The 1,317-nt window shown below is 38.6% G+C and carries 1 protein-coding gene; it reads right to left on the bottom strand.

Going from position 1 to position 1,317, the window contains the following annotated elements:
• Window positions 1–29 precede the first annotated feature (29 nt).
• On the bottom strand, window positions 30–1,193 hold the full coding sequence (locus EDC17_RS16745) for an IS4 family transposase (protein WP_132779374.1): 1,164 nt from the start codon (window positions 1,191–1,193) through the stop codon (window positions 30–32).
• Window positions 1,194–1,317 lie beyond the last annotated feature (124 nt).

Here is a 1,317-nt window from a genome sequence, read left to right as displayed (position 1 = left end):
CACTAGTGTCCCATTAAAATCGGGACGTTTTAAAAATTAAACAAATTTGGCCCATTAAGGCTAGCTCGTTCTTTGTCATTTTGAAATTTAGTTTTGCTAAAAAGGTCTTTAAGATTCGTTTTATCTGTTAGGGAAATGCTTAGTATCTGTAGCACTTCATACGTGCTTCTACCCAGTTTTATGTCGTGCTGAACAATTGCCACTAGGCAATACGTGCATATGGCGGCATAGATTTGAATTCGGACAGCATTTTCGGTAGTACCCCAGAATTTCTTGATCTTAAGGTGTTGCTTTAGCCATTTAAAAAAGAGTTCTACCTGCCAGCGGTTTTTATAAAGTTCGGCAACTTGTAGAGCTGAAATGTGAATGGCATTGGTCAAATAGATAAATTCACGTTGTTGCTCCTCATCCCAGTATTTGACCAAGCGAATTGGCTCGGGATAGTACTTTTTTGGATAAAATCCGGTCAATTCGATCGTTTGATCTGAAAGCACGTTCTTGGGCAATCTGCGTTTCCATTTGATGGATTTGTACTGAAGATTTCTCTTTGCTCTGATCACGAAGTAAGCCCCTATTTGATGGATCTTATACAGCATCTTAAAGTTATTGTAAGCTCGATCAAATATGTAGTAAGAGTCTGGTTCATAAGGGATCTCTTTCATCGCTTTTGAATCGTGCATAGAAGCTTCAGTGATATGAAAGAATGCAGGAATCTGTGTTTCCACATCATACAATGTGTGGATTTTGATACCGCCTTTATTCTTACGGAACTTTGCCCACCAAAACACGGAAAGGCATAGGTCGATTGTTGTCGAATCGAAAGCATAAACGTTACCGCCTAGATTGAAGATATTGACAGCTTTCTTCTCTCTTGCTTGGTTAACCAAATAGTAGGCATATTCTTCAAAGATATGATAGTCCCTGTCCTGATTTGCTCTTGCCAAAGATGATCTTGAGACATTCTTCCCCATTCCTAAATGATAGCATTTGGAGTAATGGGCATCTAAGGCGACAATCAGACTCCTTAAACTTTCACGATTGGAGAGCTGACCGAACATTAAAACAAGCAGCTGATTCCAGCAACTAAAATGCTTCACGTATTTGTCTCCTTTATACTTGGATACAATTCGATTGAACTTACTCCGGTTGAGAAACGAGACCAGTTGAGCGAAAACATATTTATCTTGGAACATAGGTTGGCAGATTCATCTGGCAACAAAGCTATGTTTTCAAGTCCGTTCGGTTGCCAAACCTCTATAACTAACTATATTTCAAATATTTCAAAGAACAATTTCAAGTTTTAATGGGACAGTAATG

It is taken from the genome of Sphingobacterium alimentarium, from assembly GCF_004342685.1.
Classification (GTDB): domain Bacteria; phylum Bacteroidota; class Bacteroidia; order Sphingobacteriales; family Sphingobacteriaceae; genus Sphingobacterium; species Sphingobacterium alimentarium.
The sequence above is the reverse complement of the archived record's forward strand: the minus strand, read 5'-3'. Positions and strand labels throughout refer to the sequence as shown.